This window comes from Kitasatospora sp. NPDC056531 (genome assembly GCF_042794375.1).
In the GTDB taxonomy this organism is placed as follows: domain Bacteria; phylum Actinomycetota; class Actinomycetes; order Streptomycetales; family Streptomycetaceae; genus Kitasatospora.
In genome coordinates this window covers 44,224-67,369 of record NZ_JBHTTU010000030.1, presented here as the reverse complement: position 1 = coordinate 67,369, position 23,146 = coordinate 44,224, and the positions used below count along the sequence as shown (strand labels likewise).

Sequence of the window (23,146 nt, the reverse complement as noted above, 5' to 3'; positions counted from 1 at the left end):
GTGGGGATCGTACGATGGCGATGTTTGGTCGTCTGTAAGGAGCGGGGGGCCAGGGGGAGGGCGGGGGGACGTTCTCCCCACTCCCCCCCCCCCCCCCCACCGCCACTCCCCGCGGCGGGCCTGTCGGGGCAAATCGCCTGTTCCGTGATCCAAGCACATGAATCCGCTGATTTTGCCGACGCGCCGCCGACATGCCCGGACGCTCCGCGCAAACGCCGTAGACAGGACTCCCCAGTCCGCTCGTTCCCGTTGGGAGTCCCGGCAGATGACCATCGCCCCCGCCAAGCTCACCGACCCCGCCGTCCGCGCCTTCGTCACCGCGGTCAACGCGGGCGACCGCGACGCCTTCTTCGCCCTGCTCACCCCGGACGCGACCATGTCCGACGACGGCTCGGAGCGCAGTCCGGCGGACTGGGCCGACCGGGAGATCTTCGGCCCCAACGGCCGGATGGACGTCCAGAGCGAGTCCACCGGCGGCCACGCGCTGATCGCCGAATTCACCAACGACACCTGGGGCGTGATGCGCACCGCCTGGCGCTTCACCGTCGAGGGCGGGAAGATCAGCCGATTCGACACCGGCCAGGCGTAGCCGACCGCCTCAGGACAGACCCAGGCACCCCCGTACCGCGCGGATCAGGTTGCGTGAACGGACGTCCCCGGTGACGCCCGGCTGCATGCCGTTGGTGACGTACCCGAAGCCCAGCCCGAGGTCCGGGTCGGCGAAGCCCAGCGAGCCGCCCCGGCCCGGGTGGCCGAAGCTCGCCGGGGAGGCCATCGGCGCGGTCGGGCCGTGCCGCCAGAAGCCGAGGCCGAAGGTGGAGTTGACGATCAGCACCCGGTCCGGGCCGTTCACCACCGGCCCGACCGCGCGGGCCAGCACCTCCGGGCCGAGCAGCGGCGGCAGCAGTGCGCCGGAGCCGTCCGGACGGTCCGCCGCACCGATCAGCGCCGCGTAGAACCGGGCCAGCGAACGGGCGGTGCCGATGCCGCCCGCGCCGGGGATCTCGGCGGCCTGCACCGCCGGGTCGTTCATGTTCACCCCGGGCAGCACCGAGGCGAAGGAGCGGGCGGTCAGCGAGGTCGGGTCCTGGTAGGCGTCCCGGACGGACTGCTTGGGCCGCAGCCGCAGCCCGCTAGGGCCGGTCCGGGCCGCCTCCGGGGCGGGCAGGTCGACCAGCTTGCCGACCCGGGGCGCGGCGCCGGCCGGCAGCCCGATCCACAGGTCCAGTCCGAGCGGCCGGGCGATCTCCTCGGCGAAGCACTGTCCGATCGTCCGACCGCTCACCCGCCGCACCACCTCGCCGACCAGCCAGCCGAAGGTGTACGGGTGGTAGCCGTGCGCGGTGCCCGGCTCCCAGGCGGGCGCCTGCGCCGCGACTGCGGCGACCGCGCGCTCCCAGGTCAGCACGTCCTCCAGGCGCAGCGGCACGTCCAGCGCGGGCACCCCGACCTGGTGCGACAGCAGCCAGCGCACCGGCGCCTCGCCCTTGCCGGCCGCCGCGAACTCCGGCCAGTACGAGGCCGCCGGTGCGTCCAGGTCGAGCAGGCCCCGCTCGGCCAGCAGCAGCGCGGTGGTCGCGGTCAGGCCCTTGGTGACCGAGCGCAGCACCTGGGCGGTGTCCGCCGTCCACGGCACCGCGGGCGCGGGCCGCCCGCCGACCTCGGGCCGGGCGTCGCCGCCCCACAGATCGACCACCTTGCGGCCGCGCAGGTACAGCGCGAAGGCCGCGCCGAGCTCGCCGTACTCGACGAAGTTCCGCGCGAAGGCCGCCCGTACGGGCTCGAACCCCTCGGCCGTCTCGCCCCAGATCTCCACCACCGCGCGCCGCCCTCGGTCTGTCCGGATCCAGCCTGTCCGGATCCGCCTTTTCGATCGATCCCGCGTTCGAAGCGGGCCCCGAAACCCTAACCTGTAGGACATGACCAACCCTGCCGAAGAGCTACTGGACGTCGTCGACGAGCACGACCGGATCATCGGGACCGCGCTGCGCGGGGAGGTGTACCGGCAGGGGCTCATCCACCGCTGCGTCTTCATCCTGGTCCGCGACCCGGCCGGCCGGATCTTCGTCCACCGCCGCACCGACACCAAGCTGTTCGCCCCCGGCGCGTACGACATGTTCGTCGGCGGCGTGGTCGGCTCCGGCGAGACCTACGCCGAGGCCGCAGTCCGCGAGGCCGAGGAGGAGCTCGGCGTCCACGGCATCACGCCGCGCCCGCTGTTCAAGTTCCTCTTCCGGGAGCCCGACGGCGGCAGGCTCTCCTGGTGGTGCGACATGTACGAGGCCGAGTGGGACGGCCCGGTCTCCCCGCAGGAGTCCGAGGTCGCCTGGCACGCCTGGCTCACCCCCGACGAGCTGGCCGAGCGCCTGACCCGCGACGCCTTCGTCACCGACGGCCGCGAGGCCTACCGCCGTTACCTGGAGCTCCGTGCCGCCTAGCGGGCGTCTTGCGACCGCCGGATAGGGTGACGCGCATGGCCTCCCGCACGCCGTCACCGACGGCCGACCGCGCAGCACGGACCGCCGCCGCACCCGGCCGGGGGGCGGCGGGTGAGCGGCCGCGCCGCCGGCTGAGCGTGGACGAGCGGCGGGAGCAGCTGATCGCGGTGGCGCTGGAGCTGTTCAGCCGGCGCCCGCCGGAGGAGGTGTCGATCGATGACATCGCCGCCGCCGCGGGCGCCTCCCGGCCGCTGGTGTACCACTACTTCCCCGGCAAGCAGGCACTGTACGAGGCCTCGCTGCGCCGGGCCGGGCGGGAGCTGTCGGCGCGCTTCGAGGAGCCCATGGAGGGGCCGCTGTCGGAGCGGCTGTACCGGGTGATGGGCCGCTACCTCGACTTCGTGCAGGGCCACGGGCCCGGCTTCGCCGCGCTGCTGCGGGGCGGCTCGGTGGCGGCCAGCGCGGGCACCTCCGCGGTGATCGACGAGGTCCGCCGGGCCGCGCACGACCAGATCCTGGCCCACCTGGCGATCCCCGCGCCGAGCCCCGGGCTGCGGTTGACCGTCCGGGCCTGGATCGCCAACGCCGAGATCACCTCGCTGGAGTGGCTGGCCGAGCGCTCGGTGCCGCTGGAGGAGCTGCAGCTGCACCTGGTGCAGGAGTTCGTCGCCTCGCTGACCCTCACCGCGGCCCGGGAGCCGGCCCTCGCCTCCGAACTGGCCTCCTTCTTCGCCGACGAGCGCCCCGACGGGCCGAGCGGCCGCCTGGTCCAGGACCTCGCCGGGCTGTTCGCCGTCCCCGGCATCCTCGACGCGGTCACCGCACTGGCCACCGGAGCGCCGGCCCCTGCAGGTCCGGCCTCCGCAGATCAGGCTCCCGCAGGCCCGGCATCCGCAGCTCCGGCCTCCGCGCCGGTGGACGAACCGTCCGCGCAGGCCACGGCGGGCTCCGCCGGCGCCGCCGACGAATGATCATCGGGTGATCCTGCGGTTCGGCGACGACGGTGGGCTCTGATAGGAATGGGCAGGGATCTGACGGCACGCCGCCCGAGCGGGCCCGGTCCCACTCGAAACCACCGACGGCAGACGGAGCAGAGCGGGGGGCTCACCAGTTGACCCAGGACGTCCAGTTCAGCGCGGAGGCCAACCCCTTCGCGGCAGCCGAGCAGGTCTGCTCGACCCTCGGCACGCTCACCGACGCCCTCTTCGACGAGCACACCTCGCGCCACCCGGCGGCCTCGCTGAGCGCCCTGCGCTCGGCCGGGCACCCCGCCGCGGAGGCGCTGTTCGGCCTGCCGCTGGCGCCCAACGGGCCGGTGCACGCGGCCCTCGACCGGCTCGGCACGGTGATCACCGCCGGGACGGCTCGCCCGGGCACCGGCGCCCCGGTCGCCGACCGGGTGACGACCGCGCTGCACAACCGCTACGGCGGCGGGGCGGTGCGCGGCGCCATCGCCGACCGGGGCACCACCTCGGCCGCGCTGTTCCAGCTGCCGGTCACCGGTGAGTTCGCCGATGCCAAGCTGCGCCCGCCGTTCGCCCCGGCGCTGGCCGCGCTGGCGGCCGGGCAGCAGACCCGGCAGCCGGTCGAACTGGCCACGGGCGCGGGCGCCGAGGTCCGCCTGGTCGTCCCGCCGGGCTTCCACCCGCTGACCTCCCCCGGCGGGCCCGCCGGGGTCTCCGCCCGTACGGTGCCCGCGCTGCCGGACGACGGCGACGGCACCGACCGGGCCACCGCGGCGGCGGCCGCCGAGCTGACCGGGCACCTGGCCGAGGTGGCCGAGGAACTGTTCAGCGCCACCGGACCGGAGCCGCGCCGCGACTTCGCGGTGATCTCCGCGACCCTGACCGACCTGGTCCAGGACGCGGGCGTCTGCTACGCGGGTTTGTGCGCGCTGGAACTGGACGGACGCGCTTCGGACGCGGCCCTGGTCGTCTCGCTCGCCCGACACCCGCTGCCGATCACCGCGCTCGCCACCGAACTGGCCACCGTACGGCGGCACGCCGAGGTGTGGACGGTGCTGCTGCCGGCCGGACCGGCCGCCGTCCTGGTCGAGGGGCGAACCGTCCCGGTGCCCGGACCGCTGGCCGCCGACGGGCAGCGGCGCTGGGTCGTCACCTCGGTCGTCCAGGCCTTCGTCCCGCTGCCGGACGGCGGGACGGTGCTGTGCGCCCAGCTGTCCACGGCGCGGCCGGAGGACTGGGAGCTGTACACGGAGGCTTTCGCGGAGCTGCTGAAGAGCATCCAGTTCGGCTGGGACGGAACGCCGGCCGGGGCGGCGCCCGCTCCGGTCGCCCCGGCCGTGCCGGCGTCCCCGCCCGCCGCTCCGACGGCTCCGCCGACTGCCGCGCCCACGGTGGAGCAGTCGGTGGAGGAGTCGGCGGAGAAGCCGGTGCACCTGCGCGGCACTCCGGTGCGCATTCCGCCTGCGGACTTCAACCCCTTCGCCCCGGTGGCGGAGGAGCCGACGGCCGAGGTCGCGGCCACGGCCGCTGCGGCGGACGACGAGCGGCCGAAGGGCACGCCGGTGATGATCCCGCCGCCGGACTTCGACCCCTTCGGCATGATGGGCTTCTCCAACGAGCCCACGGCGGAGCCGGCCGCGCAGCCGGTTGGGAGTGCTGCGGCTCCCGACCCGTTCGGCACCACGATCGCCTCCGAGCAGAAGGCCGACCCGTTCGGCACCACCGTCGCCGCGCAGGGCCCGGCCGTCCCGCCGCCACCCCCGGCCCCGCCGACCATCCCCGCCCAGACCGAGCCGACGGCGGACACCCCGGCGCAGGACGAGGCGTCGGGTCCGGGCAAGGGCACTCCGGTGATGATCCCGCCGCCGGACTTCGACCCCTTCGGCATGATGGGCTTCTCCAACGAGCCCACGGCGGAGCCGGAGGCGGAAGCGGAGGCCGACGCGGCGCCGGAGCACCGGCCGTTCGGCTGACGGGCGAGCAGCCGACGGGCGGCGGGTGGCGGGTGGCGACAGACAACGGCCGACAACTGACAGATTTCAGATTTCGTTCGCTGAAATCTGTCAGTTGTCAGCCGTTACTTGATCCCGCTCCCGCCCCCGGTCTCGTTCCCGCCATCGCTCCCGGCCCGCCGTGCCTCGATCAGCGCCGCCACCCCGTCCAGCATCCGCGCCAACCCGAACGCGAACAGCGCGTCCAGGCTCATGTCGATCTCCGGCCCCCGGTTCAGCGCGTCGAACATCGGGAAGCGCTCCGGATCGGACATCAACCGGTCGTGGTCCTCGTCGTCCAACTGCTCCATCCACTCGTCCGCGGACATCCCGCTGTCCTGCTCGGCCTGCGCCTCCCGCTCGAAGTGGATGGCCAGCCCGCAGGTGAAGGCCGCCAGCGAGACGGAGGCCTGGGCCATCTCCTCCCCGCTCAACCCCAGCCCGACCAGTGCGGCCATCGACCGCTCGGTGTGCAGCGCCGCGTCCGGTGCGAGCACCGGACGGGTGAAGGACATCGTGGACGCCAGCCACGGGTGCCGCCGATAGATCCGCCACTGCAGCCGCGCGACCTCCTCCAGCCCCGCCCGCCAACCCGGCGCGGGTGAGTCGGGCAGCGGCTGCTCCCTGAAGACCGTGTCCATCATCAGCCGCAACAGCTCGTCCTTGCCGGGCACATGGCGGTAGAGCGACATGGTCGCGACGCCCAGGTCGGTGGCGACCCGGCGCATCGACAGCGCCGTGAGCCCCTCCGCGTCGGCCACCCGGATCGCCATCGCGACGACCCGCTCCCGGGTCAGGTCCCGCTCCCCACCCCGAGCCCGCCGAGCCCCCGACGCGCCCGCACCGCCCGGCGCCACACCGGACGGCCCACCAGAAGCCCGCCCGGCCTCCCGAACCTCCGCAGGAGCCGCAGGTGCGGCAGCCACAGGAGCCACCACCACCGTCCCCACCCCCGGAACGGCCCGGACCAGCCCCTCCTCCCGCAGTCGGTTGAGCACCTTGGTCGCGGTGGCCATCGCCACCCCCCACTCCTGGGTGATCCGCCGAGTGGACGGCACCCGCGCCCCGGGCTTCAACTCCCCCGCCGCGATCCTCCGCCGCAACTCGGCCGCGATCCGCTCCGAGGGCGTCCCGCTCTCCACCACAACCACCACCGCCCGCTCGACCACCGCACTAGTGCACCGCGGTCGCACACGCTAGCAGCCGACCCCGGCTCCCCACGGAGCCCGACCGACACGGACCTCGCGCCAGTTGACAGCCATCGCGGACAACGGGCGCCGCCGGCCGCCCGGTTCGCCTCAGCCGCCCCGCCGCGCCAGGTGCACCACATCCGGCGCACCCCGGCTGACCGGGATCTCATGCGTGGCGACGTCCGAGAAGCCCGCCGCCCGCAGCGCCTCCTCGAAGGCCGAGGAGGGCTGTGCACTCCACACCGCCAGCACCCCGCCGGGCTGCAGCCGATGCCACAGCACCACTAGGCCGTCCGCACCGTACAGCCCGTTGTTGGAGTCGGTGACGGTCCAGTCCGGGCCGTTGTCGATGTCCAGGCACAGCGCGTGGTAGCGCTCGCCGTCGGCCGCCGCGAGGTACTCCAGCAGGTCGGTGTGGAGCACCGCGACCCGCTCGTCGTCCAATGCACCGCCGGAGAAGGCGCCGAGCGGGCCGTTGCGGTGCCAGTCGATGATCGCGTCCTCCCGCTCGACGATCGCGATCCGCCCCCAGCGCGGCTCGGCCACCGCGTACGCGAGCGAGAACCCGACCCCGAGCCCGCCGATCAGCACCGACGGCCCGGCCGCACCGTCGCCGACAGTGCCGTCCGCACGCTCCCCCGACCCGCCCGTACGGTCCAGCTCGTCCAGCGCCGCCTGGATCAGCAACCGCTCGGAGCGCCCGTCGACGGTGTCCATCAGGAAGCAGCCGTTGGCGATGATCTCGTAGTGCCGTCCGCGCTGCCGCAGCACCACCTCACCGAACGGCCCCTCCCGTCGGTCGAGCGTGAAGACGGCCTCGTGGCCGTCCCGTTCGGGCAGTGCGGTGGTCATGCGTCCTCCTCGACGTGCTCGTCAGCAGGACCGTACCGGTGCGGACGATCACCCGCCCGATATTTGACCGGGCCCGCCCGACGAGCGGGCCCGGCCAACGTCCGCCGCCCCCGGCCCCACCGAGCAGCGAAGCCCGCGAAGCCGACCCCGCGAAGCCGACCCCGCGAAGCCGACCTTACGAGGCCGAATGAGTCGCGTCCGCGAAGCCGACCCCGCACGGCCGCACCCGTCAGGTCGTGAGCAGCACCCCCGCGTACGAGACGCCCGCGACAACCACCCAGGACCCGAGCCCGAGCAGCGCGATCCGCCCGCCCGTGCGCGCCATGGTCGGCAGGTGCACCGCACTGCCGAGGCCGAACAGCGCGGCGGCCAGCAGCAGTTCCTGCGCGTCCCCGGCCAGGTCGAGCGCCCGCTCGGGCAGCACCCCGGTGGTGCGCAGCACGATCATCGCGAGGAACCCGGCCACGAACAGCGGCATGATCGGCGGCCGGCTATCGCTCTTCTCCCCGCCCGTCGCGGCGGCCCCGCGCGCGTTCCGCCGCACCACCACGGCCACGCCCGCGACCAGCGGCGCCAGCAGCACCACTCGCATCAGCTTGACCAGCACGGCCTCGCGCAGCGCCGCCGTCCCGCCGGTCTGCGCGGTGGCGACCACCTGCCCGACGTCGTGCACGCTCGCGCCGACCCAGCGGCCGAACTCCACCTCGCCGAGCCCCAACGGGTGCTGGAGCAGCGGCAGCACGGCGATCGCCAGCGTCCCGCACAGGGTGACCAGCGCGACGGAGGAGGCGACGTCCTCCTCCTCGCTGCCGGCCGCCTGGCTGACCGCGCCGATCGCCGAGGCCCCGCAGATCGAGTACCCGGTGGCGACCAGCAGCGGCTGGTCGCCGGGCAGCCCGAGTTTGCGGCCGAGCCACATCGTGCCGGCGAAGGTGGCCGCGACCACCGTGAGCACCATGGCGACGGTGGCCCAGCCGAGGCCGAGCACGTCGTCCAGGCTGAGCTTGAGCCCGAGCAGCACGATCCCGAGCCGCATCAGTCGCTTCCCGGCCATGGACAGCCCCGGCCGCGCGACTCCGCGCACCACCGGGCGCAGCCCGGGCAGATGAGCCGCCGCCATGCCGAGCACGACGGCGGCGGTGAGCTTGGGCACCGCCGGGACGACCGCGTGGGTGCCGAGGGCGGCGGCCACGCCGGCGGCGGCGAGCAGCAGGCCGGGGGCGTCACCGCCGAGCGGGGGAAGTGAACGGGTGCGGGTGGCCCGCTCCCGGAGGGTGAGTGCCACGCCGCCGCTCACCGCTCCTGATCGGCGGGGAGCCGGTAGACCCGCCGGATGCTGGTGCCGAGCCGCGAGATGTCCGCGCCGTACACGTGGATGGAGATCGCCGTGCTGCTACAGGAGTTGCGCACCAGGTGGATGTCGCCGGGCGGGGCGAATGCGGCGACGGTCCCGGCCGGGCCCGCCACGTGCTCGGTCTCGACCAGCCGGGCACTGCGCCCGTCGGAGACCAGCCGGTAGCGGATCTCGCTCTCCTGGCCCTGGTGGACACCGGCCACGCACCACGAGACGTGGTCGTGGATCGGGGTCTGCTGTCCGGGCAGCCAGACCAGGGCGACGACGGAGAAGCCGCCGTCCTCCTCGGCGTGCACGACGTGCTGGCGGTAGCGCTGCGGGTCGCCCTCGCGCTGGGCGGGGGTGAGCAGCGCGTCCGGCCCGTCGGGGGCGGCGAGCAGGTGCGGGGCGAGGCGCTCACCGACCAGGTAGGCGGTGAGTTCCGGGGGCAGTCCGCGGTCCACGACGGCGCGGATCTCACTGATCAGCGCGGTCATCCGCTCGGTGAGCCGGTCAGTGCCGACCGTGGGTGGGGGTGTCATGTCAGCAGGTTCGAACCTCCTGACCTATCACGTCCAACGAGGGTTCGTAAGCGATACCCCCACTAATGCTTATGAATCAGCATCCGACCCGGCTCGCCGCCGCCTGCCGGAGGTGGTCCAGCACCAGTCCGGTGGCCGGTATCCGCCGGTGCTCGCTCAGCACGTACGCGCTCACCTGGCGGCGCAGGTGGGGTTCGACGGCCCGCCCGGTGACCTTGCGGTGGCACATGAAGGAGAGCACCAGGGCTGGCATCAGCGCGATCCCGACCCCGGCTGCGACCAGGCTCTGCACCGCGAGGTTGTCGTCGGTGGAGAACACGATGTCGGGCGCGAAGCCCTCCTCGGCGCAGACGTGCAGCAGGTTGGCCCGACAGCGCGGACAGCCGGCGATCCAGCGCTCGCCGTCCAGGTCGGCGAGCCGTACGGCGTGTCGGCGGCCGAGCGGGTGCCCGACCGGCAGCAGCACGGTGAGCAGGTCCTCCATCAGCGGGATCTCGTCCAGGCCGTCCGGCACGTCGGTCGCCGCGCCCGGGTAGCGGAAGGCCAGCGCGATGTCGCACTCTCCGCGCAGCAGCCGCTGGACGGAGTCCGGCGGCTCGGCCTCCAGCAGCTCGACCCGCACGCCGGGGTGTTCGGCGAGCAGCCGGGCCATCGCCTCGGGTATCAGAGTGGCGTTGGCGCTGGGGAAGGCGCAGACCCGGACCCGTCCGGCGCGCAGCCGGGCGAGCGCGGCGAGCTGCTGCTGGGCGGCGGAGAGGCTGCCGAGGATCAGTTCGGCGTGCCGGGAGAGCGCCTCACCGGCCTCGGTGAGCCGCAGGCCGCGCCCGGCGCGGGTGAACAGCGGTACGCCGACGCTGCGTTCGAGGGCCTTCATCTGCTGGGTGATGGCGGGCTGGGTGTAGCCGAGTTCCCGGGCCGCGGCCGAGTAGGAACCGGCCCGGACCACCTCGTGGAACGTCCTGATGTGCCGCGAGTCGAACACCGGCTCCATGGCCCCTCCGCCCGGTCGTCTTCGCCCTTCTCCGCAATCATAAGAGGAATTTGGAGGTAGCGACCCCACCCCCACCCGCACCTATGGTTCAGTCCCGAACCAAGCTTCCCAGTCCCGTGAACCCACTGCCCCGAACTCACGGCCGCGAACCCACGGCCCCGAACTCACTGCACCGAGGGCGGCAACCCCATCGCGACCCCGGCCTTCGCCACCGGAGCCCCGCCGCGCACGCTCGGGCTGCGCCGGCTGCGCCGCTCGACGAAGCGGGCGAGCCAGGACAGCAGCAGACACATCCCGATGTAGATCGGCGCGATCACGATCACCACCGGGATGAACGGCAGGTCGTAGTCCAGGTTGGTGGCGATCAGCTTGCCCGCGTGCAGGAACTCCTCGTAGGTGATCAGGAACCCCAGCGAGGTGTCCTTGAGCGCGACCACCAGCTGGCTGATGATGACCGGCAGCATCGCCCGGTTGGCCTGCGGCACCAGCACGTACACCATCACCTGGGTCTTGCGCATGCCCAGCGCGTACGCCGCCTCCCGCTGCCCCTTGGGCACCGCGAGCACGCCGGCCCGGAACACCTCGGCCAGCACCGAGCCGTTGTAGAGCACCAGCCCGGCCACCAGCGCCCACAGCGGCTGCACCTTGAGGGCGACGAAGACGAAGAAGATCATCACCAGCAGCGGCATGGCCCGGAAGAACTCCACCACCAGCGTGGCGAACCAGCGCACCACCCGGTGGTCGGACAGCCGCCCGGCCGCGAACAGCGCGCCGAAGGGCAGCGCGAACAGTGCCGTCCAGCCGAAGGCCCGCAGGGTGTTGCCCAGCCCCCGCAGCAGCAGGTCCTGCACGCCCCGGTACTCGAAGGGCTCCCACTTGGCGTAGGTGAACTGGTTGGTGTGGAACAGCATGTAGACGACCCAGCCGATCAGCGCCGCGATCAGCAGCAGCGCGATCCCGCCGTACAGCCGGTGCCGGGCCAGCGCCTTCGGGCCGGGGATGTCGTACAGCGCCGAGGATTCAACGGTCATCGGGACACCGCCACTCGTCGTTCCAGCAGGTTGAAGACGGCGCTGACGGCGAGGGTGATGATCAGGTAGCCGACGGCGATCCAGACGAAGGTCCAGACGATGCTGTAGCCCAGCTCGTTGATGGTCCGGTAGGTGCCCAGCAGTTCGGTGACGCTGAAGGAGCCGGCGATCGCCGAGTTCTTGACCAGCGCGATCATCACACTGCCGATCGGCCCCACCACCGAGCGGTACGCCTGCGGCAACACCACCAGGCCCATCGTCTGCCCGAAGCTCAGGCCCAGGCTGCGGGCCGCCTCGCCCTGCCCGGACGGCACGGTGTTGATGCCCGAGCGCATCGCCTCGCAGACGAAGGCCGAGGTGTAGCAGCCGAGCGCCAGCACCGCGAAGGTGTAGAAGGGCAGGGTGATGTTGAACCGGGGCAGGCCCAGCACCACGATGAAGAACAGCAGGGTCAGCGGCGTGTTGCGCAGCAGCGTCACCCACACCGTCCCGAACACCCGCAGCGGCCGCACCGGCGAGACCCGGAAGCCCGCGATCAGCACGCCCAGCACCAGCGACAGCGCGGCGCTCACCGCGAACAGCGAGAGCGTGCCGAGGAAGCCGTCCCAGTAGGTCGACCAGTTGTCGGTCAGCGTTTTCACGGCGCGGCCCTCTCAGTACCGGACGATCGGCGGCGGGGTTGGCGCGGGCTGCCCGGACAGGCCGAGGGTCGCCTCGAAGGCCTTCGTCCAGTCGCCGTTCTGCTCGTGGTGCGCCAGCGCGTCGTTCAGCGCGCCGCGCAGCACGGTGTCGTTCTTCGGAGTCCCGATCCCGTACGGCTCGGTCGAGAACAGCGGGCCGACCACCTTGAGCTCGTCCGGCACCTTGGCCGCGTAGCCCAACAGGATCGCGTTGTCGGTGGTGACGGCGTCGACCTGGCCGGTGATCAGGTTGTCGACGCAGGCCGAGTAGGTGTCGTAGCCGATCAGGTGCGCCTTGGGGTACTGCGACTGGATGCGCTGGTACGGCGTCGAGCCGGCCGCCGAGCAGACCTTCTTGCCGTCGAGGTCCTGCGGCCCGTGGATGCTGTCGTCGTTCTTGCGCACCAGCAGCGACTGCCCGGCGAGGAAGTACGGCCCCGCGAAGCCGACCAGCTTCTTCCGGTTGTCGTTGATGGTGTACGTGCCGACGTAGTAGTCCACCTGGCCGTTCTGCAGCGCGGTCTCGCGGTTGGCCGAGGCGATGGTCTTGAACTGGATCTTCTCCGGCCCGAAGCCCAGCGAGGCGCCGACCATCTTGGCGATCTCGATGTCGAAGCCGGAGTACACGCCGGTGGCCGGGTTCTTCTGGCCCAGGTAGGGCTGGTCCTCCTTGACGCCGACCACCAGGTGGCCCCGGGCGCGGGCGGCGTCCAGGGTCGGCGAGCCGGTGATCGAGGAGGCGTCCTGCACCTGGTAGCTGGGCAGCGCGCTGGGCTGGGGGCCCTTGGGCGGCGGGGTGCCGGCCTTGCCGCAGCCGGCCGCCAGGGCGGTGAGCAACAGGGCGGCGGCGAGCAGGCGCCAGCGCGCCCGCACGGTGGGCGTCGTCTTACGGGTCACGGCGCCGCCTCAGTGCTTCAGGATCTTGGACAGGAAGTCCCGGGCGCGCTCGCTCTCGGGGGCGCTGAAGAACTCCTCCGGGGCGCGGTCCTCGACGATCCGTCCGTCGGCCATGAACACCACCCGGTTCGCCGAGGCCCGGGCGAAGCCCATCTCGTGGGTGACCACGACCATCGTCATGCCCTCGCTGGCGAGTTGGCGCATGACGTCCAGCACCTCGTTGATCATCTCGGGGTCGAGCGCCGAGGTCGGCTCGTCGAACAGCAGCGCCTTGGGGTCCATCGCCAGCGCCCGGGCGATCGCCACCCGCTGCTGCTGGCCGCCGGAGAGCTGGGCCGGGTACTTGTCGGCGTGCGCCACGAGGCCGACCCGCTCCAGCAGCGAGCGGGACTTGGCGTCCGCCTCGGCCTTGGGACGGCCACGGACCTTGATCTGGGCGAGCGAGACGTTCTGCAGCACGGTCTTGTGCGCGAACAGGTTGAAGGACTGGAACACCATGCCGACCTCGGCACGCAGCTTGGCCAGGCCCTTGCCCTCCTCGGGCAGCGGCTGGCCGTCGATCAGGATGGTGCCGCGCTCGATCGACTCCAGTCGGTTGATCGCCCGGCAGAGCGTGGACTTGCCGGAGCCGGACGGGCCGATCACCACGACGACCTCGCCGCGGCCGACCGTCAGCTCGATGTCCTGCAGCACGTGCAGGTCCCCGAAGTGCTTGTCGACCCCGCGCAGCTCGATCAGCGGGGTGAAGGCCGAGGAGCCGGTCGGGGCCGACCCGGGGGCGGTGGTCACCGGCCGCGCCGTCCCTTCATCAGCCAGCCCAGCACGGCGCCGGCGACCAGTGTGGCCAGCAGCGTGATCCAGAGCGGCGCGGTGACGGTGAACACCCAGAACTGGATCTTGACCTTGTCGAGGTTGGCGAACAGGAACCACACCGCCAGGATCACGATGGCGCCGATCCCGATGTACCGCGTGGGGATCCCGCCGATCTCGCTGCGCTGGGGGCGGGACGAGCCGTCTGAAATCTTGGTCACCGGAGCAGTCTGCTGGCCGGGGCGGCGACTTGCCCGGTTACGCGCCCTTACGGGCAAGGGAGTAACCCGCACGGGGCAATCCGACCCCGTGCGGGTTTACCGATCTACGTCCTTTTGAGCGCGTTACACTCCCCCGCCCGCTACCGCTCGTCCCGCCAGGAGCGCCACAGCGCCGCGTACGGGCCGCCGGCCGCGACCAGTTCCGGGTGACTGCCGTACTCGCTGATCCGCCCGCCCTCGACCACGGCGATCACGTCCGCGTCGTGCGCCGTGTGCAGCCGGTGGGCGATGGCGATGACCGTCCGGCCCTCCAGCACCCGGGAGAGCGAGCGCTCCAGGTGCCGGGCGGCACGCGGGTCCAGCAGCGAGGTGGCCTCGTCCAGCACCAGGGTGTGCGGGTCGGCCAGCACCAGCCGGGCCAGAGCCAGTTGCTGGGCCTGCGGCGGGGTCAGCGAGGCGCCGCCGGAGCCGACCTCGGTGTCCAGCCCCTCCGGCAGGGCATCCACCCAGGCTCCGGCGTCCACCGCGTCCAGCGCGGCCCGCAGTTCGGTGTCGTCCGCCCCGGGCGCGGCCAGCCGCAGGTTGTCCCGCAGGGTGCCGACGAACACGTGGTGCTCCTGGTTCACCAACGCGACCTCCGCGCGGACCCGCTCGGCCGGCATCTCGGACAGCGCGGCCCCGCCGAGGGTGACGCTGCCCCGGCCGGGCGCGTAGATGCCCGCCAGCAGCCGCCCGAGGGTGGACTTGCCCGCCCCGGACGGGCCGACCAGCGCGACCCGGCTGCCCGGGGCGACGTCCAGGCTGATCCCGTGCAGGACGTCGGCGCCCTCGCGGTAGCCGAAGCGGACGTCCCGGGCCTGGACCCGGCGACCGTCCGGACTCACCGACTCGTCGCCCTGGTGCTCCGGCACCTCGTGCACACCGACCAGCCGGGCCAGCGAAGCCTGCCCGATCTGCAGTTCGTCGTACCAGCGCAGGATCAGGTCCACCGGGCCGATGAGCATCTGCGTGTACAGCACGCCGGTGGTCAGCTGGCCCACGGTCAGCCAGCCCTTGAGGGTCAACAGCCCGCCGACCATCAGGGTGGCCAGCACCGCCGAGGTGTAGACCGCGTCGATGGTCGGGAACCAGACCGAGCGCAGCCACAGGGTGTACCGCTCCCAGGCCAGCCACTCGCGCAGCTTGCGGTCGGTCAGCCGGACCCGCTGCTCGCCCAGCCGCAGCGCCTCCACCGTCCGCCCGGCGTCCACCGTCTCGGCCAGCACGTTGCTCACCGCGGCGTACCCGGCCGACTCGTTGCGGTAGGACTGCGGCGCGCGCCGGAAGTACCAGCGGGAGCTGACCAGCAGCAGCGGCAAGCCGACCAACGAGGTCAGCGCGAGCGGCGGCGAGGTGACCAGCAGGGCGCCGAGCACCAGCAGCAACGACACGACGGCGACGGCGAGTTCGGGAACCGCCTCGCGCACCGACTTGTCCAGCCGATCGATGTCGGTGGTGCCCCGGGAGACCAGGTCCCCGGTGCCGGCCCGCTCCAGCACACCGGTGGGCAGCGCGACCGAGCGGACCAGGAAATCCTCCCGCAGGTCGGCCAGCACCCGTTCACCGAGGACGGCGCCACGCATCCGCGACCAACCGGTGAACGCGGACTGCACCATCAGGGCCAGCAGGTACCAGCCGACCGCCACCGCGATGGTGGCCGCAGCCGTGCCGGTGGCCAGCGACTCGACCAGGCTGCCGAGCACCCAGGGCCCGACCAGCCCGGCCAGGGTGGCCACCGAGTGCAGCGCCACCACCCCGGCGAACCCGCCCCGGTGCCGCCCCGCAAGCAGCCGCAGGTATCCGCGCACGGCGGCCGGGGAGCCGACCGGCAGGGTGGTGGCCGGCCCCTGCTCCTGATGGACGGGGGGCTTCATGACGTACTCCTCACGTGCGGTACCGGACAGTTGACGCGGGCGGTCACACGGACTCCGTGACTCGCCCGCTCGTCTCCGGGCGCTTCCGGTCCGGTGCCGACGCTCTTCGCTTCGGCACTCCCCCCTCCGTCGGTCGCTGGTCGCTCCTCGCTCTCGGCACCGGCGCGCCCTTCGACTCGGGGCGGGACCGGGGCGCTCTCCTCGTCCCGGGTGACCACGGCCCGGTACGCCGGCTCGGTGCGCATCAGCTCGCGGTGCCGCCCGGCCGCGACCGCCCGGCCGCCCTGCAGCAGCACCACCCGATCGGCCTGGTCGAGCAGCAGCGGGCTGGTCGCGAACACCACGGTGGTGCGCCCCGCCCGGGTGTCCCGCAGCCCAGCGGCGATCCGGGACTCGGTGTGGGCGTCCACCGCGCTGGTGGGCTCGTCCAGCACCAGGACCGGCGGGTCCACCAGCAGCGCGCGGGCCAGGGCCAGCCGCTGTCGCTGCCCGCCGGAGAGCGAGCGCCCCCGCTCGGTGACGCGGGCGGTCATCGGGTCTCCCCCGCAGTCCGGCGAGCCGTCCGCCAGTGCCTCCAGCACGTCCTCGCAGCGGGCCGCGGCCAGCGCCTCGGCCACCGGGACCCGTCCCGAGGACGGGATGTCCAACAGCTCGGCGAGGGTACCGGAGAGCAGCACCGGCTCCTTGTCGTGGACCAGCACCGCCGCCCGGGCCTCGGCCAGCGGCACCGCGTCCAGCTCCGTGCCGCCGAGCCGGACGGAGGGCAGCGGTTCCTCGGCCTCGGCCGGCGTCCCCTCCCCGTCGGCCGACGGCTCCTCGCCCTCGGCCGACGGGACGTGCCCGCCGAGCCGCTCGGCGAGCGCCCCGGCGAAGTCCGGGTCCCCGCAGACCACCGCGGTCAGCTCACCGGCCCGGGCGGTCAGCCCGGTCGCCGGGTCGTGCAGGTCGGCCTTGCCGAGCCGGGTCAGCGCGGCCCCGGCCGCTCCACTGGTCCGGTTGAGCGAGAGCACCCGCACGGCCCGCCCGGCGGAGACCCGGGCGACGCTCCAGGCGTGCGCCGCCTCACCGAGGATCCGCAGCGGCGCGGCCAGGAAGGCGGTCGCCCCGTACACCGCGATCAGGGTGCCGACGGCGAGCTCGCCGGAGGCCGCCAGCCGGGCGCCGTACCATGTCACCCCGACCACGAACAGGCCCGGCAGCAGGACCTGTTGGGCCTGCATCAGCGACCAGACCCGGGCCGAGCGCACCGCGGCCGACCGGACCTTCTGGGAGGCCGCCCGGTACCGCTCCAGGAACAGCTCCTCGCCGCCGATGCCGCGCAGCACCCGCAACCCGGCCACCGTGTCGGCGGCCAGCTCGGTGGCCTTGCCGCCGAGCTCGCGCTGCTTCTCGTAGCGCCGCTCGAACGGCCCGATCAGCGGCCAGACCGAGGCGGCCAGCACCGGGACGCCGAGCAGCACCCCGATCCCGAGCACCGGTTCGACCACCAGCACCACCGAGCTGACGGCCAGCCAGACGATCACCGCGGCCCGGACCCGGGCGACCAGCTCGACGTACCAGCCGATCCGCTCGACGTCCCCGCTGCCGACCGCGACCACCTCGCCGGTGGCGATCCGCCGGGACAGCCCGGCCCCCAGGCGGGAGGCCTGCCCGGCGACCAACTGCCGCACGTGGCAGGCGGCGTGGATCCAGTTCCAGACCGCCTGCCGGTGCAGCAGCACGGCGCCGAGCGCGGCGGCCGCGGACAGCAGCAGCCCGAGCGCGCCGGCCCGCCAGAGCCCGGCGGCGTCGCCGTCCACGGCGGCCTGCACGCCGCGCCCGAGCGCTATCGGCATCGCGGCCTGGGCGCCCATCTCCAGCAGCGCCCAGCAGGTGGCGAGCGCCTGCCCGCGCCGCTGGGCGCGCTGCAGCCAGCACAGAAAGGCCAGGGGTGAGGAGAGGTCGGGACTGCCGGGGTCGGCCAGCGGCAGGGTGGTGAGCAGCATGACACTCCGATACGGAAGGTGCGGAGGTACGAGGGCGCGAGGGTGCGGGCACGTGCGGAGGGCCGAGAGGGCGCACAGGCACAGACCCGACGGAACGGGCGAAGGACGCGCGGCGCAGCGGCGCGGCGACGTCCACACGTCCGGGGGGAGAGGCCGGACGGACAAGGGTTGGGCACGAAGGGCCCGGATCTCAGGAGGTCATGCCAGCGAGCCTGCCAAGCCCGATGTGATCCACGCAACAGGTTTTTCGCCGCCCCCGGTCCCGGCGCCCCGCCCCAGGCCCGCCGAGGACCCGCTGACGGCGCGCCAACGGCCGCCTGACGGCCCGGCACCGGCGCGGCCGCCGCCCGCCGCGGACGGCCCGGGCGCACGCCACGCCGTCGTAAAGCTTCGCCAAGGATTCGCCCGACCGGCGGGAACAATCGCCTCGGGGCGCCAGTTGGCCCCACTGGAACCAGCAACCACCAGGAGAGGGCACCCCTTCCCGTGAGCAACATCCCCAGCGTCACCCTGAACGACGGCGCTTCCATCCCGCAGCTCGGCTTCGGCGTGTGGCAGGTCCCGGACGGCGAGGCCACCGCCGCCGTCCGCACCGCGATCGAGGCGGGCTACCGCTCCATCGACACCGCGGCGATCTACGAGAACGAGGCCGGCACCGGCGCGGCGATCGCCGAGGCCCTGGCGGGCGGCGTCGCTCGCGAGGACCTCTACATCACCACCAAGCTGTGGAACTCGGGCACCCGGGACTGGTCGGGCGAGCAGGGCCGGGACGCGGTGCTGCGCGAGTTCGACGCCTCGCTGGCCAAGCTCGGCCTCGACTACATCGACCTGTACCTGATCCACTGGCCGCGCCCGATGCACGGCAGCTACCTGAACGTCTGGAAGGCGCTGGAGCAGCTGAAGGCGGACGGCCGGGTCAAGTCGATCGGCGTCTCCAACTTCGGCACCGAGCAGCTGACCCGGGTGCTGGACGAGGCCTCGGTCGTCCCGGTGCTGAACCAGGTCGAGCTGCACCCGTACTTCCCGCAGGAGGAGCTGCGCGCCTTCCACGCCCGGCACGGCATCGCCACCGAGGCGTGGAGCCCGCTGGGCCAGGGCGGTGAGCTGCTGGCCGAGCCGGCGCTGGTGAAGATCGCCGAGAAGCACGGCCGTACGGTCGCGCAGGTGGTGCTCCGCTGGCACCTGCAGAGCGGCGTGATCGCCATCCCGAAGTCGGTCACCCCGTCCCGCATCCGGGAGAACCTGGACGTCACCGGCTTCGAGCTGGACGCCGAGGACCTCACGGCGATCGCCGCCGTCGCCACCGGCAAGCGGATCGGCCCGGACCCGCAGGGGTTCGACTGGAACTGACGCCCGGCGCGGGGGCGCCGGCAGCCACGGCGCCGCGTCCCCGTCAGGGAGAACACTGGCCGACAGCCAGTCATATCGAAGTACCGCCCATCCCGACCGGGGAGGGGCGGTACTTCGGCGTGCCCGGATTCACCGACGGCCGCGGATCTCAGATGCCTTGGCGAATCGTTTTGGCTGGGCTTACTGAGGCTTTGCCTAGAGCCTGGCGGCCTTGGCGATGAGCGCGAGCGCGGCCTCGTGTTCCTCCTCCGCCAGCGGCGCGAGCAGCAGCCGCTGAACCTCGGCCACCCCGGCGGCCGAGCGGTGCAGCAGGTCCTGGCCCGCCGGCGAGAGCGAGAGCAGGTTGCGGCGACCGTCCGAGGGGTCGCGCCGACGCTGCACCAGACCGCGGCGCACCAGCCGGCTGACCATCTCGGCCATCGTGGCCTTGTCCAGCGAGGCCAGCTCGCCGACCGTGCGCTGGTCCGCGCCCGGCTCCAGCTCCAGCGCGTCCAGCACGGCGTACTGCGGGGCCGTCAGCTCCGCGCCGACGTGCTCCGACCAGAGCTTGGTGTGCACCTGCTGGCCGACCCTGATCAGGTAGCCGATCGCCCGCTGGGCGTCCAGTATCGGCCGCGCGTCCGAGAACACGGCGACCGCGGCGGGCTCCAGCCTGGCTATCTTGGCCATCACCCGGACGACCTCGACCTGCTCGTCCGGGGTGAGCGGCTCGAACAGCACCCGCTGCACGCGGACCACACCACCGGTGGCCTCGCGCACCGCCTGGGCACCGCTCTGCGAGAGCGCGAGCAGCTTGCGCCGGCCGTCGGCCGGGTCGCGCCTTCGCAGCACGAGGCCGCGGCGGACCAGCCGCGCGACCATCTCGGCCATCGTGGCCTTGTCGAGCGAGGCGCGCTCGCCGACCGTGCGCTGGTCCGCGCCCGGCTCGAGGGCGAGCACCAGCAGGACCGCGAACTGCGGAGCCGTGAGATCGGCTCCGACGTGCTCGGACCACAGCCGGGTGTGAACCTGCTGCGCAACGCGAATGAGGTGTCCGGGCGACTGCTGCAGTCGCGCCGACACGCGGGTTGTCGGGATCTCCCCCAGCACCATGTATCCGTCCCGATGTCACACCCGGTGTGTGTGGGACACCCGGGTGGGGCAGTAACGGCGAGTGGGCGTCCAGCTATGAGGGAGGGCGCTCCAGCCGTGCAGCCGGTGGCTGCTGGCGGACACTATACAAACGGCGGGCCCTTGCTGGCAGGCAGGGGCGGATAGTAGACGCAGGTTCGGCAACATTGGCATATTTACGCGCCGCCAAGCCCTTGCGGTAACCCGTTCTCAGTAGAAAGCCGACCGGTCGGTCCTTACCGACCGTCACCTGCGCCTCTCCCTCCTGGCCGCACTCCCTACCCGCCGGTAGGGTGTGGGCACCCTCCCCGGGGGCACTCCCCCGGAGGCACCCCGAGAGAGACGAGAGCGCGCATGACCGAGCAGAGCACCGCCACCCGGGTCGCCGTCGTCACCGGCGCCGCCCGCGGCCTGGGCGCCGCCACCGCCGTCCGGCTGGCCGCCGACGGCTACGCGGTCGCCGTCCTGGACCTGGACGAGACCGCCGGCAAGGACACCGTCGACCGGATCACCGCCGCCGGCGGCCGGGCGCTGGCCGTCGGCGCCGACGTCTCGGACGCCGAGCAGGTCCAGGCGGCCGTCGACCGCGTGGTCGCCGAGCTCGGCACCCCGGTCGTACTGGTCAACAACGCGGGCGTGCTCCGCGACAACCTCCTCTTCAAGATGTCCGAGTCCGACTGGGACACGGTCATGAACGTCCACCTGCGCGGCGCCTTCCTGATGACCCGCGCAGTACAGAAGCACATGGTCGACGCCGGCTTCGGGCGCATCGTCAACCTGTCCTCCTCGTCGGCCCAGGGCAACCGCGGCCAGGCCAACTACTCCGCGGCCAAGGCCGGGCTCCAAGGCTTCACCAAGACTTTGGCCATTGAGCTGGGCAAGTTCGGCATCACCGCCAACGCGGTCGCCCCCGGCTTCATCGCCACGGACATGACAGCAGCCACCGCGGCCCGGGTCGGCATGGACTTCGAAGACTTCAAGCGGGCCGCGGCCTCTCAGATCCCGGTCCAGCGGGTCGGCGAGCCCGAGGATGTCGCCCACACCATCTCGTTCCTTGCCAGCGAGGGCGCCGGCTTCGTCTCCGGGCAGGTGATCTACGTGGCGGGCGGCCCCCTCGACTGAGCACGGAACCTACACAGGGTTACCACGGGGCGGGAGGCCGGGCAGACCGGCCTCCCGCTTCGTTTTCTTTACCGGGGCTTTTGGAGAATCATTCGAAGACCACACTGGTTTTCGATCCCGAAATGCTGGAAATCACTCCCCGGGCCACCTCGTCGACGCCCCAATTGTCGATTTCGCGCGAAGATGACAATTCCCTCCGAAATAGCCCCGGCCGGATGGGTAAGGTCGCCCCGTGCAATCCAGAAGTACCGCAGCCCGCATTCCGCGACAGGAGTCGGAACGCCGCACCGCCGACCACCGGGAACTCCGGAGTCCCGACCGCGTCCCCGAAGGGGTGGCCCCCCGTCGCGGCGAGCTCGACTGGCCCCCGATGAGCCGCCGCCGGGCCGCCCTGCTCGCCGCCACCTGCGGCGTCTACCTGCTGGTGCTGGCCGGAGTCCTGCTCAACACCGACCTGGTCGACCTCGACTGGTCGGTCCGCCTGCTCCGCCCCTACGACCGGTGGCCCAGCCTGGAGCCGCTGCTCGCCACCTGGGTGGTCGCCGGGCAGCGCGGGCCCAGCGCCATCGCCGCCTTCGTCTGGCTCACCTGGCGCGCCCACCGCCTCGGACGGCTGCGCCCGCTGCTGGTCATGGGCGTCGCGCTGCTGCTGCTCAACATCACGGTCGGCGCCGTCAAGATCGTCACCGGCCGGCTCGGGCCGCACTACGCCCAGTACGTCGGCTCGCCCGAGCTCTTCTCCGGCGGCACCATCTTCCCCTCCGGGCACACCGCCAACGCCGTGGTCACCTGGGGCGTGCTCGCGTACCTCGCGGTCCGCTGGCGGCGCACCGGCGCGCTGATCGCCGCCGCCACCGCCTGTTCGATCGGCCTGACCACGGTCTACCTGGGCACCCACTGGGTCAGCGACGTGCTGGCCGGCTGGGCCGCCGGACTGCTGGTGCTGCTCTCACTGCCGCTGCTGGAACCGCTGGTCGCCGCCACCGAACAACGCCTCCACCGCCGGTTCGCCCGCTGAGCCCGACGGCCGCCCGGCCCGCACACACCCGAACCCCGCACGCCCGAACCCACGCACACCGAACCCCGCACGCCCTACCCGCCGGAGGCGCTACCCCTCCCAGCTGCGCTCGACCACACCGTCCCGCACCGCGAGGTTGAGCCGCCCCTCCCGGTACTCCATGGTGATCATCTGCCCGGGTTCCAGCACCCGGACCGAGGCCCAGCCGTGCCGCCGGGCCAACTCCCGGGCGCGCTCGATCCGCAGCCCCGCGTACCCCTCGGCGTCCTCCCCCATCGCGCCCGCCCCCGCGCTGTCCGACCCCGTCATCACGCCTCCCCCGGCTCGCCCCCTAGGACGTACGCTGGAATCGTAGCCCCCAACCCGCGCGGCCCGGAGGTGATTGGCCATGCGCACCACGGCCCCACGACGGTGGCGCAGCGGAACCGAGCCGTCCACCGCCCGCAGCGACCTCAAGCTCCGGTACCTGCTCTCGCTCACCTTCACCCCGCTGTTCGCGCTGAGCACCGTGGGCTTCGCCGTCTGGGCGGCCCTCTCCCCCGTCAACGGCGCTCCCAGCCGGGGCACCCTCACCGGATTCGCCGTCGCCCTCGGCCTGATCACCCTGTTCGCCGCCGTCGATCTCGTGGTGGTCATCCGGCGCCGCCGGACCGAGCTCTGACGCGGTGTCTCCCACGGAGTGGGCAGCCGGCCCGGCCGACTGCCCA

At 73.0% G+C, this 23,146-nt stretch carries 24 protein-coding genes; 9 read left to right on the top strand and 15 right to left on the bottom strand.

Features of this window, described 5'->3' with window-relative positions; genetic code table 11:
* Positions 1–265: 265 nt before the first annotated feature.
* A complete protein-coding gene (locus tag ACFQ87_RS24105; RefSeq protein ID WP_380612856.1) occupies positions 266–589 on the top strand; it encodes a nuclear transport factor 2 family protein in 324 nt (107 codons plus the stop codon).
* Positions 590–598: 9 nt separating this feature from the next.
* Here ACFQ87_RS24105 and ACFQ87_RS24100 read toward each other — a convergent pair whose 3' ends face one another.
* The gene (locus ACFQ87_RS24100; protein ID WP_380612855.1) at positions 599–1,819 is read right to left on the bottom strand and encodes a serine hydrolase domain-containing protein; all 1,221 of its coding nucleotides are present in this window, start codon (positions 1,817–1,819) and stop codon (positions 599–601) included.
* Between the two features lie 100 nt (positions 1,820–1,919).
* Between ACFQ87_RS24100 and ACFQ87_RS24095 the strand changes: the two genes are divergently transcribed.
* The 3 genes from ACFQ87_RS24095 (at position 1,920) to ACFQ87_RS24085 (ending at position 5,376) form a co-directional block, all read left to right on the top strand.
* Positions 1,920–2,438, top strand: a complete 519-nt coding sequence (locus ACFQ87_RS24095) for an NUDIX hydrolase (RefSeq protein ID WP_380612854.1) — start codon at positions 1,920–1,922, stop codon at positions 2,436–2,438.
* A 131-nt stretch (positions 2,439–2,569) separates the two neighbouring features.
* Positions 2,570–3,409 (top strand): TetR/AcrR family transcriptional regulator, encoded by an 840-nt coding sequence (locus ACFQ87_RS24090; protein ID WP_380612890.1) that lies wholly within the window; start codon positions 2,570–2,572, stop codon positions 3,407–3,409.
* A gap of 140 nt (positions 3,410–3,549) precedes the next feature.
* Complete coding sequence (locus tag ACFQ87_RS24085) at positions 3,550–5,376, top strand: hypothetical protein (RefSeq protein WP_380612853.1); 1,827 nt, start codon at positions 3,550–3,552, stop codon at positions 5,374–5,376.
* A 104-nt stretch (positions 5,377–5,480) separates the two neighbouring features.
* Here ACFQ87_RS24085 and ACFQ87_RS24080 read toward each other — a convergent pair whose 3' ends face one another.
* A complete protein-coding gene (locus ACFQ87_RS24080) occupies positions 5,481–6,485 on the bottom strand; it encodes a TetR/AcrR family transcriptional regulator C-terminal domain-containing protein (protein ID WP_380612889.1) in 1,005 nt (334 codons plus the stop codon).
* Between ACFQ87_RS24080 and ACFQ87_RS24075 the strand changes: the two genes are divergently transcribed.
* Positions 6,403–6,594, top strand: coding sequence for a hypothetical protein (locus tag ACFQ87_RS24075; protein ID WP_380612892.1), 192 nt, complete (start codon positions 6,403–6,405; stop codon positions 6,592–6,594). The two genes, ACFQ87_RS24080 and ACFQ87_RS24075, sit on opposite strands and share 83 nt — an antisense overlap.
* A gap of 98 nt (positions 6,595–6,692) precedes the next feature.
* Here ACFQ87_RS24075 and ACFQ87_RS24070 read toward each other — a convergent pair whose 3' ends face one another.
* From ACFQ87_RS24070 to ACFQ87_RS24020, 11 genes are all read right to left on the bottom strand, one after another.
* Positions 6,693–7,436, bottom strand: coding sequence for a spermidine synthase (locus tag ACFQ87_RS24070; protein WP_380612852.1), 744 nt, complete (start codon positions 7,434–7,436; stop codon positions 6,693–6,695).
* Positions 7,437–7,665: 229 nt separating this feature from the next.
* A complete protein-coding gene (locus tag ACFQ87_RS24065; RefSeq protein WP_380612851.1) occupies positions 7,666–8,721 on the bottom strand; it encodes a YeiH family protein in 1,056 nt (351 codons plus the stop codon).
* Between the two features lie 8 nt (positions 8,722–8,729).
* Positions 8,730–9,311: a cysteine dioxygenase gene (locus ACFQ87_RS24060; RefSeq protein WP_380612850.1), complete on the bottom strand. Its 582-nt coding sequence runs from the start codon at positions 9,309–9,311 to the stop codon at positions 8,730–8,732.
* A gap of 76 nt (positions 9,312–9,387) precedes the next feature.
* Positions 9,388–10,293 (bottom strand): LysR family transcriptional regulator, encoded by a 906-nt coding sequence (locus ACFQ87_RS24055; RefSeq protein WP_380612888.1) that lies wholly within the window; start codon positions 10,291–10,293, stop codon positions 9,388–9,390.
* Positions 10,294–10,466: 173 nt separating this feature from the next.
* Positions 10,467–11,333, bottom strand: coding sequence for an amino acid ABC transporter permease (locus tag ACFQ87_RS24050; protein WP_380612849.1), 867 nt, complete (start codon positions 11,331–11,333; stop codon positions 10,467–10,469).
* Positions 11,330–11,974 carry an amino acid ABC transporter permease gene (locus tag ACFQ87_RS24045; protein WP_380612848.1) on the bottom strand — a complete coding sequence of 215 codons (645 nt, stop codon included), beginning with the start codon at positions 11,972–11,974 and terminating at the stop codon, positions 11,330–11,332. Before ACFQ87_RS24045 ends, ACFQ87_RS24050 begins: the two co-directional genes overlap by 4 nt.
* Before the next feature lie 12 nt (positions 11,975–11,986).
* Positions 11,987–12,910, bottom strand: coding sequence for a glutamate ABC transporter substrate-binding protein (locus ACFQ87_RS24040; protein ID WP_380612847.1), 924 nt, complete (start codon positions 12,908–12,910; stop codon positions 11,987–11,989).
* Between the two features lie 9 nt (positions 12,911–12,919).
* Positions 12,920–13,648: an amino acid ABC transporter ATP-binding protein gene (locus tag ACFQ87_RS24035; protein WP_380612886.1), complete on the bottom strand. Its 729-nt coding sequence runs from the start codon at positions 13,646–13,648 to the stop codon at positions 12,920–12,922.
* Positions 13,649–13,695: 47 nt separating this feature from the next.
* Entirely contained in the window at positions 13,696–13,941 is a 246-nt protein-coding gene (locus ACFQ87_RS24030) for a lipopolysaccharide assembly protein LapA domain-containing protein (RefSeq protein ID WP_380612846.1), read from the bottom strand.
* A gap of 140 nt (positions 13,942–14,081) precedes the next feature.
* Positions 14,082–15,854, bottom strand: a complete 1,773-nt coding sequence (locus ACFQ87_RS24025; protein WP_380612845.1) for an ABC transporter ATP-binding protein — start codon at positions 15,852–15,854, stop codon at positions 14,082–14,084.
* Positions 15,851–17,839 carry an ABC transporter transmembrane domain-containing protein gene (locus ACFQ87_RS24020; RefSeq protein WP_380612844.1) on the bottom strand — a complete coding sequence of 663 codons (1,989 nt, stop codon included), beginning with the start codon at positions 17,837–17,839 and terminating at the stop codon, positions 15,851–15,853. The genes ACFQ87_RS24025 and ACFQ87_RS24020 overlap by 4 nt, the downstream gene beginning before the upstream one ends.
* A 486-nt stretch (positions 17,840–18,325) precedes the next feature.
* Here ACFQ87_RS24020 and ACFQ87_RS24015 point away from each other — a divergent pair, with 486 nt between their 5' ends.
* A complete protein-coding gene (locus tag ACFQ87_RS24015; protein WP_380612843.1) occupies positions 18,326–19,189 on the top strand; it encodes an aldo/keto reductase in 864 nt (287 codons plus the stop codon).
* Positions 19,190–19,384: 195 nt separating this feature from the next.
* Here ACFQ87_RS24015 and ACFQ87_RS24010 read toward each other — a convergent pair whose 3' ends face one another.
* A complete protein-coding gene (locus ACFQ87_RS24010) occupies positions 19,385–20,281 on the bottom strand; it encodes a MarR family winged helix-turn-helix transcriptional regulator (RefSeq protein WP_380612842.1) in 897 nt (298 codons plus the stop codon).
* Positions 20,282–20,653: 372 nt separating this feature from the next.
* On the opposite strand from ACFQ87_RS24010, the gene fabG reads away from it, so the two are divergent.
* Positions 20,654–21,421, top strand: coding sequence for a 3-oxoacyl-ACP reductase FabG (gene fabG / locus ACFQ87_RS24005; RefSeq protein WP_380612841.1), 768 nt, complete (start codon positions 20,654–20,656; stop codon positions 21,419–21,421).
* A gap of 370 nt (positions 21,422–21,791) precedes the next feature.
* Entirely contained in the window at positions 21,792–22,439 is a 648-nt protein-coding gene (locus ACFQ87_RS24000; protein ID WP_380612840.1) for a phosphatase PAP2 family protein, read from the top strand.
* A gap of 90 nt (positions 22,440–22,529) precedes the next feature.
* Here ACFQ87_RS24000 and ACFQ87_RS23995 read toward each other — a convergent pair whose 3' ends face one another.
* Positions 22,530–22,748 (bottom strand): I78 family peptidase inhibitor, encoded by a 219-nt coding sequence (locus tag ACFQ87_RS23995; RefSeq protein ID WP_380612839.1) that lies wholly within the window; start codon positions 22,746–22,748, stop codon positions 22,530–22,532.
* Between the two features lie 79 nt (positions 22,749–22,827).
* Here ACFQ87_RS23995 and ACFQ87_RS23990 point away from each other — a divergent pair, with 79 nt between their 5' ends.
* Positions 22,828–23,100: a DUF6343 family protein gene (locus ACFQ87_RS23990; RefSeq protein ID WP_380612838.1), complete on the top strand. Its 273-nt coding sequence runs from the start codon at positions 22,828–22,830 to the stop codon at positions 23,098–23,100.
* Positions 23,101–23,146: the final 46 nt, after the last annotated feature.

Excerpts from the sequence above, each read along its gene's own strand:
- ACFQ87_RS24070 (WP_380612852.1), bottom strand. The coding sequence starts at position 7,436 with ATGACCACCGCACTGCCCGAACGGGACGGCCACGAGGCCGTCTTCACG.
- ACFQ87_RS24095 (WP_380612854.1), top strand. The coding sequence starts at position 1,920 with ATGACCAACCCTGCCGAAGAGCTACTGGACGTCGTCGACGAGCACGAC.
- ACFQ87_RS23995 (WP_380612839.1), bottom strand. The coding sequence starts at position 22,748 with ATGACGGGGTCGGACAGCGCGGGGGCGGGCGCGATGGGGGAGGACGCC.
- ACFQ87_RS24105 (WP_380612856.1), top strand. The coding sequence starts at position 266 with ATGACCATCGCCCCCGCCAAGCTCACCGACCCCGCCGTCCGCGCCTTC.
- ACFQ87_RS23990 (WP_380612838.1), top strand. The coding sequence starts at position 22,828 with ATGCGCACCACGGCCCCACGACGGTGGCGCAGCGGAACCGAGCCGTCC.
- ACFQ87_RS24010 (WP_380612842.1), bottom strand. The coding sequence starts at position 20,281 with ATGGTGCTGGGGGAGATCCCGACAACCCGCGTGTCGGCGCGACTGCAG.
- ACFQ87_RS24060 (WP_380612850.1), bottom strand. The coding sequence starts at position 9,311 with ATGACACCCCCACCCACGGTCGGCACTGACCGGCTCACCGAGCGGATG.
- fabG (WP_380612841.1), top strand. The coding sequence starts at position 20,654 with ATGACCGAGCAGAGCACCGCCACCCGGGTCGCCGTCGTCACCGGCGCC.
- ACFQ87_RS24025 (WP_380612845.1), bottom strand. The coding sequence starts at position 15,854 with ATGAAGCCCCCCGTCCATCAGGAGCAGGGGCCGGCCACCACCCTGCCG.
- ACFQ87_RS24020 (WP_380612844.1), bottom strand. The coding sequence starts at position 17,839 with ATGCTGCTCACCACCCTGCCGCTGGCCGACCCCGGCAGTCCCGACCTC.
- ACFQ87_RS24050 (WP_380612849.1), bottom strand. The coding sequence starts at position 11,333 with ATGACCGTTGAATCCTCGGCGCTGTACGACATCCCCGGCCCGAAGGCG.
- ACFQ87_RS24000 (WP_380612840.1), top strand. The coding sequence starts at position 21,792 with ATGAGCCGCCGCCGGGCCGCCCTGCTCGCCGCCACCTGCGGCGTCTAC.